This is a genomic window from Ralstonia sp. ASV6, assembly GCF_016429285.1.
Taxonomy (GTDB): Bacteria; Pseudomonadota; Gammaproteobacteria; order Burkholderiales; family Burkholderiaceae; genus Ralstonia; species Ralstonia flaminis.
In genome coordinates this window covers 1-8,373 of the sequence record NZ_JAELUI010000191.1, presented here as the reverse complement: position 1 = coordinate 8,373, position 8,373 = coordinate 1, and the positions used below count along the sequence as shown (strand labels likewise).

Genomic DNA, 8,373 nt, shown 5'->3' with positions numbered 1-8,373 from the left:
ACGCCCCTGCAATCGCCAACAGGCTGCAAACAATGCCGCGATGCTCGGCCATCCAACGCGCCAGCCAAGGAATAAACAGCGCGATGCTGCCCATGCACAGCACCGGAATCACGGTCAGCATTGACACGCCCTGCAAGCCGAGGCCCGTACCCGCGCGAATCTCCGCCAGCAGCGGGCCGATGGTCGTGAGGATGGGGCGCAGATTCAGGCCGAGCGCTATCACCACCAGCACGCCGATCCAGCCGGCATCGGCGCGCGCAGGCGCCGTAGTCGATGCAGCCGATGCTGCGTGCTGAGCGGTGGCGTCCGTCACGATTGAAGTGCCTGCCATGCTTCGTACAAGCCCTGCTCGCCCGTCGGCCGCAGTGCACGCATCTGCAGCGCGCGCGCCTGCGGCTCGCGCTTGAACTCCTCATAGAGGGCTGCGGTGGACATGCCGAACGGCTCGCCGTCCTCGTTCGAATACGCGAAGTACGCAGCGCGGATGCCGCAGCGGTGCATGGCGGCAAAGCACATCGGGCACGGATGGCCGCTGGCGTACATGACGGCGCCGCTCATGTCCGGTGTGGCCTGCGCGCGGCTGGCTTGGCGAATCGCCTGCATCTCGGCATGGGCGGTCGGGTCGTTGGTGGTGTGCACCTCGTTGACGGCACGGGCGATGATCTTGCCATCGCGCACCAGCACGGCACCAAACGGCGCGCCACCGGCGTTGATGTTGGCACGGGCCAGCTCAACCGCCTCGCGCATGTACTTTTCATCGGACATCGTGATCTCCTGAATCGGTTGGCGCCGTGGCTGAGCGTCACGCGCAGCATGTCCAGGCACGCTGCTGCACCGGCCAGCAAATCGGCACTGTCCAGCGCTTCCAGACACGCAACGCCATCTCGGCTGCCGCCTGGCAATCGGAATAACCGGCCGATTATGGTTGCGCCCTGATGTATGTTCAAATTAAATGATTGAATGCACATCAGTGGGTTATCAAATGATTGATCTGATCTTGCTGCGCAGCTTCGTCACGGTGGTCGACACTGGCAATTTCACGCGGGCGGCAGAGCACCTGCACCTCACGCAATCGACGGTGAGCCAGCAGATCCTGCGGCTGGAGCAGCAGCTGAACTGCCGCCTGCTCGATCGCAGCCAGCGGCAGGTGCTGCCCACTGAAGAAGGCGACCGCCTGCTCGGCTACGCGCGCCGCCTGCTACGTTTGGCCGGCGAGGCAAGCGAGGCGCTCAGCCCGCAACACACTGAAGGCGTGCTCCGCCTGGGCGTGCCGGAAGACCTCGGCAGCGGCGCGTTGATGCCGCTCATCGCCAGCTTTGCGCGCGAGCGCCCGCGCCTGCGGCTGGAAGTCGAAAGTGGCTTGTCCCACCACCTCTTGCGGCTGTACCGCAATGGCGACTTGGACATGTTGCTGGTCAAGCAATGGGGTACCGATAGCGACTGCCATGCGCGCTGGGCGGAACCGGTTTGCTGGATTGACAGTGCCGAGCGGCCACACACGCTGCCGCTCGGGCCAACGCAGCCCGCGCTGCCACTGGTGGTGTTTCCGGTGGGCGCACTGTATCGGCAGGAGATGCTGCACGCGCTGGAATCGCTCGGCCAGGCGTGGCGCATCACGTATTCAAGCCCGAGCCTGGCAAGCCTGTGTGCGGCGGTCACCGCAGGGTTGGGCGTGAGCCTGCTGCCGGCCAGCTGCATGCAAGCCGGGCATCGCGTGCTCAGCGCTGCTGACGGTTTTCCGGAGATCGGCGGCCTGGAACTGGCGCTCTTTGCGCGGCCCGACCTCGACAGCGCGGGGCGCGTGTTGCGCGATCGCCTGGTCGAGATGTGCAGCGCGCGCGCGCAGGCATTGCTCTGCTCCACGGGTTAAATACCAAAGAAAAAGCCGGACCCGCTCATCGCGAGGTCCGGCTTGGTACGGCTGCGTTCCGCTTCAGGCAGCTTCAGCCAGCGGCACCCGGATCAGGTGGTCAAACGCCGACAGCGCGGCCTTGGCACCATCACCCGTAGCGATGATGATCTGCTTATACGGCGTCGTGGTCGCATCGCCTGCAGCGAACACGCCTTCCGCGCTGGTCTGACCACGCGCATCGACAACGATCTCGCCGAATCGGTTGCGCTCCACCACGCCATCCAGCCACTCGGTGTTGGGCACCAGGCCGATCTGCACGAACACGCCTTCCAGCGCGACTTCGTGCTGCGTGCCGTTCGTGCGGTCCGTGTAGCGCAGGCCGTTGACCTTCTCACCGTTGCCAGTGATCTCGGTGGTCTGAGCGTTGGTGACGATGGTCGCGTTCGACAGGCTTTGCAGCTTACGCACCAGCACCGCATCGGCGCGGAGTTGATCGCCGAACTCCAGCAGCGTGACGTGGCTCACCAAACCAGCCAGGTCGATAGCGGCTTCCACGCCCGAGTTACCGCCGCCAATCACGGCCACACGCTTGCCCTTGAACAGCGGGCCATCGCAGTGCGGGCAGTAGGCGACACCCTTGTTCTTGTATTCCTGCTCACCGGGCACACCCACGTTGCGCCAGCGCGCACCGGTCGACAGGATGATCGAGCGGCCTTTGAGCACCGCGCCGTTGGCCAGCGTCACCTCGGCAAAGCCGCCCGGCGCATCGGCCGGCGTGAGCTTGACCGCGCGCTGCGCGTTCATGATGTCGACCTCGTACTGGCGCACGTGCTGCTCCAGCGCGGCGGCAAACTTCGGCCCTTCGGTTTCCGATACGGAGATGAAGTTCTCAATGGCCAGCGTATCCAGCACCTGACCGCCAAAGCGCTCGGCCACCACGCCGGTGCGCACACCCTTGCGTGCCGCGTACACGGCTGCAGCCGCACCGGCGGGGCCACCGCCGACGATCAGCACCTCATACGGCTCTTTGGCGGCGAGCTTCTCAGCGTCACGCGCAGCAGCGCCGGTATCGATCTTGGCGAGAATTTCTTCCACACCCATGCGGCCCGACCCGAACGTTTCGCCGTTCAGGAACACGGTCGGCACGGCCATGATCTTGCGTTGCTCGATTTCGTCCTGATACAGCGCGCCGTCAATGGCAACGTGCTGGATGCGCGGGTTGATCACCGACATCACGTTCAGCGCCTGAACCACGTCCGGGCAGTTCTGGCACGTGAGCGACATGTAGGTCTCGAAGCGGAAATCCCCTTCGATATTGCGAATCTGTTCGATGACGTCGGCTTCAAGCTTGGGGGCATAGCCGCCAACTTGCAGCAGCGCCAGCACGAGCGAGGTGAACTCGTGGCCGGTCGGGATCGCAGCAAAACGCACGCTCACATCAGCCCCGGTGCGGCGGATCAGGAACGACGGCGCACGCTCGGCTGCGTCACGTTGTTCGGTCAGCACGATCATGCTGGACTGCTCGGCCACATCACGCAGCAGGTCCATCATGTCGCGGGAGCCCTCGCTGTCATCGACGTTGGCGACCAGCTCAATGGGCTGCACGAGGCGTTCGAGGTAGGCCTTCAGTTGGGCCTTGACATCAGCATCCAGCATGACGACTTCCTTTATTCGTTTTTGAATCTGTGACAGGGCGCGACACATGTCGCCGCCCTCAAGCAAACGGCCGGCAGAGCCGGCCGTTTTTCGTGCTGCAACTTCGCAGCGAAACAGCCTTACGACTTAGATCTTGCCAACCAGGTCGAGCGACGGCTTGATGGTCTTCGCGCCTTCGTTCCACTTGGCCGGGCACACGTTGCCCGGGTTGTTGGCGACGAACTGGGCAGCCTTGAGCTTGCGCAGGGTTTCCTTCACGTCACGGGCGATGGCGTTGTCGTGCACTTCCATCGTCTTGATCACGCCTTGCGGGTCGATCACAAACGTGCCGCGCAGGGCCAGACCTTCTTCCGGAATGTGCACGCCAAAGGCGTTGGTCAGTTGGTGCGTCGGGTCGCCCACCAGCGGGAACTGCGCCTTGCCCACGGCCGGCGAGGTTTCATGCCACACCTTGTGCGAGAAGTGCGTGTCGGTCGTGACGATGTAGACCTCGGCGCCAGCCTTTTGGAATTCTGCGTAGTTGTCGGCTGCGTCTTCCACTTCAGTCGGGCAGTTGAAGGTGAATGCGGCCGGCATGAAGATCAGCACGGACCACTTGCCCTTGAGCGACTCATCCGAGACTTCGATGAACTTGCCGTTGTGGAACGCTTGGGCCTTGAACGGTTGGACTTGAGTATTGATCAGCGACATAGTGGTTGGGTTGGTTGGGTTGACGACGGGAGTGATCGTATCGTGACCCGTCGCATTGTACAAATTGATTGATACGATTAATTCGATTACAAAATACTATTATACACGGAGTCGGTGACGGCTTCTTGGACAACCTCCGGCCCAAAATTACAAACCCGCGCACAAGTTGCGCACGATTCACCCCAAGGGCGAGCCGCCCCTGCACCGCCACCCGTTAGATCTGCGGGCTTTGCTGGCCACGCGCGGGGCACAGCCTGGCGGGCACGGCATTTGCGCAAGTCAGGATTCGCCAACCCGCCGCGCGCCGACCACATTGCACCCACGGGTCGAACGCAGGTTCGCCGTCTGCTGCAGCGCCGGCTCATGGAGGATCTCCTGTCATGACGCGCAACCCGACCGCGCTGCTGGTGGACGACCCGCTCTGGTACAAGGACGCTGTCATCTACCAATTGCATGTCAAGTCGTTCTGCGATTCGAACAACGACGGCATCGGTGACTTCCCCGGCCTGATCTCCAAGCTCGACTACATCGCCGAGCTGGGCGTGGACGTCATCTGGCTGCTGCCGTTCTACCCCTCGCCGCGGCGCGATGACGGCTACGACATCGCCGAGTACCGCGGAGTTCACCCCGACTACGGCTCCATGGCCGACGTGCGCCGCCTGATTACCGAGGCGCATGCGCGCGGCCTGCGCGTCATCACCGAACTGGTCATCAACCACACGTCGGATCAGCACCCGTGGTTCCAGCGTGCACGGCGGGCCAAGCCGGGTTCGGCATTGCGCGACTTCTATGTGTGGTCAGACCACGACAAGAAATACGCCGGCACGCGCATCATCTTCATCGACACCGAGCCCTCCAACTGGACGTGGGACCCGGTGGCCAATGCCTACTACTGGCACCGCTTCTATTCCCACCAGCCCGATCTCAACTTCGACAACCCGCGCGTGCTCAAGGCCGTGATCGGCGTGATGAAGTTCTGGCTGAACCTGGGTGTGGACGGCCTGCGGCTGGACGCGGTGCCTTACTTGGTGGAGCGCGAGGGCACCTCCAACGAAAACCTGCCCGAAACGCATGCCGTGCTGCGCAAGCTGCGCGCCGCCATGGATGCCGAGTTCAAGAACCGCCTGTTGTTGGCCGAGGCCAACCAGTGGCCCGAAGACACGCAGGAATACTTTGGTGCAGGCGACGAATGCCACATGGCCTTCCATTTCCCGCTGATGCCACGCATGTACATGGCGATCGCGCGCGAAGATCGCTTTCCGATCACCGACATCATGCGGCAAACGCCGGACGTGCCCCACGCGTGCCAGTGGGCGATCTTCCTGCGCAACCATGACGAGCTGACGCTGGAGATGGTGACCGACGCCGAGCGTGACTACCTGTGGGAGGTCTATGCCAGCGACCGACGCGCGCGCCTGAACCTGGGCATCCGTCGCCGCCTGGCGCCGCTGCTCGAGCGCGACCGACGCCGCGTTGAGCTGATGAACAGCTTGCTTTTCTCAATGCCCGGCACGCCCGTCCTGTACTACGGCGATGAGATCGGCATGGGCGACAACATCCATCTGGGCGACCGTGACGGCGTGCGCACGCCGATGCAGTGGTCGCCCGACCGCAACGGCGGCTTCTCGCGTGCAGACCCCGAGCAGCTCGTACTGCCGGCCATCATGGGCTCGCTGTACGGCTATGAATCCGTGAACGTGGAAGCGCAGAGCCGCGACGCACACTCGCTGCTCAACTGGACGCGACGCCTGTTGGCCACGCGCAAGCAGCACCGCGTATTCGGGCGCGGCAGCATCCATTTTCTGCAGCCATCCAACCGCAAGATACTGGCCTACATTCGCGCGCTGGCAGATGAACCGCCAATGCTGTGCGTGGCGAATCTTTCCCGCGCTTCGCAAGCAGTGGAGTTGGATCTATCGAACTACGCGCAGCGTGTGCCAATCGAGCTGATTGGCGGCACGGCGTTCCCACCTGTTGGGCAACTCCCGTATCTGCTGACGCTGCAGCCCTATGCCTTCTTCTGGCTGGAACTGCGCGAGAACGAACCCGGCCCAAACTGGGCACAACCGGCCGCCGAGCAGTTGCCAGAGTTCATGACGCTGGTCTTGCGCTCGGGGCTGGATACGCTGTCCGACACGCGCCAGCGTGAAGCACATCGCCAGTCAATCGAACGCGAAGTCCTGCCCACTTACCTACCGATGCGCCGCTGGTTTGCTGGTCACGAGAGCGTGCCGCATGAAAGGGACGTGCTGCGCAGTGCCCGCTTCGCCTGGGGTGCGGCGGTGCCGGTGGATGCTTCGTCCACCAACCGGCCGCTGGCGGGCGCGACACGGCCGGAGGTGTTCTTCAACGAAGTCGTCGTCACGCTGTGCGATGCAGATGGCGTGGAACGCATCGAGCGTTATCTGCTGCCGCTGTCGATTGCATGGGAGTCCGCCACCCTGCCCGCGCTGCCGGTGCAACTCGCACTCGCCCGCGTGCGCCGCGGCCGCCACGTTGGTTACCTGACCGACGCCTTCACCACCGAAACCTTCGCCCGAGCGCTGCTCGCTAACCTCGTGCGTGGCGCCACGCTGCAGGCCAGCGACGGCACAGTGTGTTTTCTGCCGGAACCCGGCATTGCCGAAGCGGCCAAGTCCACTGCACCCGAAGCCCACTTGCCGCTGGCCCCTGATGCGAGTGTGCAGTGGGTAGCCCCTGAGCATGCATACAGCGCACTGGTGATCGACGATCGGGTGACGATCAAGCTGATGCGCCGCGTCTGGCCGGGCACGCAACCGGAGGCGGAGATGTCACGCCACCTCACCCGCGCCGGCTACGCCAACACCGCGGCACTCATTGGCGAGATCACACACGCCGGCCCGGTGGGCGAACCTGCCACGCTGGCGGTTTTGCAGCGCTACGTGCCCAACCAGGGCAACGCCTGGAACTGGGCGCTCGACTACCTGCGCCGCACCATCGACGAGTTGGCTGTGCAGGCGGAAGCCGTGCCCGCAGGCGACGGCGAGGTCGTGCCCATGGCTCCCGTTGCTGCCCTGGAGTCGCGCACCGACACCAACGAAGCGCTAGCGAGCTTTCTGGCACAGATCGGCGCCATCGGCACACGGCTGGGCGAGCTGCATGCATTGCTGGCACAACCGAGCGACGACCCGCGCTTCGGCACACGTCCCGCCCATGCCGACGATGTGCGCAACTGGACAGCACGCGTGCGCGAGCAAGTCACCCAAGCGCTGAATCACGTGCAGGCGTGGCAAGACACGCACGCTACGCACGAACCCGCCGAATGGTTGCTGTTGCAACGTGACACCTTGCCGACGGCCATCGGCGCATCGGCCCAGGCCGGGCTGGGTACAACGCTGTCACGCCTGCATGGGGATTTCCACCTCGACGAGGTGCTCGTCTCGCAAGGGGACGTATTTCTGGTCAACTTTGGTGGCGACCCCGCGCTACCGGTCGAGGTGCGACGCCGCAAGGACAGCCCGCTGCGCGACGTGGCAAGCCTGCTGCATTCGCTGGACGATGTGGTGGAAGCCATGCGGCAAGGCCCGGAGCACGTGACGGGGCCCGTGCAGGAGCGCCGCGATCAACTGCTCGAACGCTTTCGCGCTGCCGCCGCAGAGCACTTCCTGCAGACCTATGCCGATGCCGGCGGATGCCCAATCCACCCGGAACTGCTCAATCTGTTCCTGCTGGAAGACGCGGCCCGCCACCTCGGTGCGGACGCCGCCAGCCGGCCGGCCTGGCTGCCGGTTCCACTGGCCGGCCTTGTGCACGCGGCACGGCGCCTGCTTAGCGCGAAACCCGAGCCGGCCAACCCCGCCGCCATGCTCACCTCAATCGGCCCTGTCGACGATCGCCCGGAACCCACACCATGACTGCTGTCGCACCCACGTCACCACCCGCCCCGCGCGCGCGCTTCACACATGAACTGCCATTTGGCGCCACGTGCCTCGGTCCGGATCGCACGCGCTTTCGCCTGTGGGCACCAGACGCCACCGAGGCGTGGATCGAAATCGACGCCGGACACGCCCGCAACGGCAACAACACTGTGCGCATGGAGGCTGAACCCGACGGCTGGTATGCAGCCGTTGCGCCAATCGGCGCCGGGTTGTGCTACCGATACCGCGTGACCGACCGCAACGGTGTGACCATCACCGTGCCCGATCCGGCTGCGC

5 protein-coding genes and 2 pseudogenes are annotated in these 8,373 nt (G+C 64.3%); 3 read left to right on the top strand and 4 right to left on the bottom strand.

The window, feature by feature from the left end; translation table 11 throughout:
• A pseudogene (locus JHD73_RS25030) lies at positions 1 to 331 on the bottom strand (MFS transporter); the annotation flags it as partial.
• On the bottom strand, positions 310 to 765 hold the full coding sequence (locus JHD73_RS25025; protein ID WP_199032872.1) for a nucleoside deaminase: 456 nt from the start codon (positions 763 to 765) through the stop codon (positions 310 to 312). The gene JHD73_RS25025 and the pseudogene JHD73_RS25030, both read right to left, overlap by 22 nt.
• A 217-nt stretch (positions 766 to 982) precedes the next feature.
• On the opposite strand from JHD73_RS25025, the gene JHD73_RS25020 reads away from it, so the two are divergent.
• The gene (locus tag JHD73_RS25020) at positions 983 to 1,870 is read left to right on the top strand and encodes a LysR family transcriptional regulator (RefSeq protein ID WP_199032871.1); all 888 of its coding nucleotides are present in this window, start codon (positions 983 to 985) and stop codon (positions 1,868 to 1,870) included.
• A gap of 63 nt (positions 1,871 to 1,933) precedes the next feature.
• Here JHD73_RS25020 and ahpF read toward each other — a convergent pair whose 3' ends face one another.
• Together ahpF and ahpC are read right to left on the bottom strand one after the other, a co-directional pair.
• Positions 1,934 to 3,508 carry an alkyl hydroperoxide reductase subunit F gene (ahpF, locus tag JHD73_RS25015; protein WP_199032870.1) on the bottom strand — a complete coding sequence of 525 codons (1,575 nt, stop codon included), beginning with the start codon at positions 3,506 to 3,508 and terminating at the stop codon, positions 1,934 to 1,936.
• A 126-nt stretch (positions 3,509 to 3,634) separates the two neighbouring features.
• A complete protein-coding gene (gene ahpC / locus JHD73_RS25010; protein WP_199032869.1) occupies positions 3,635 to 4,198 on the bottom strand; it encodes an alkyl hydroperoxide reductase subunit C in 564 nt (187 codons plus the stop codon).
• Between the two features lie 380 nt (positions 4,199 to 4,578).
• Here ahpC and treS point away from each other — a divergent pair, with 380 nt between their 5' ends.
• On the top strand, positions 4,579 to 8,073 hold the full coding sequence (gene treS / locus JHD73_RS25005; protein ID WP_199032868.1) for a maltose alpha-D-glucosyltransferase: 3,495 nt from the start codon (positions 4,579 to 4,581) through the stop codon (positions 8,071 to 8,073).
• Positions 8,070 to 8,373 (top strand): annotated as a pseudogene (locus tag JHD73_RS25000) (malto-oligosyltrehalose trehalohydrolase); the annotation flags it as partial. The gene treS and the pseudogene JHD73_RS25000, both read left to right, overlap by 4 nt.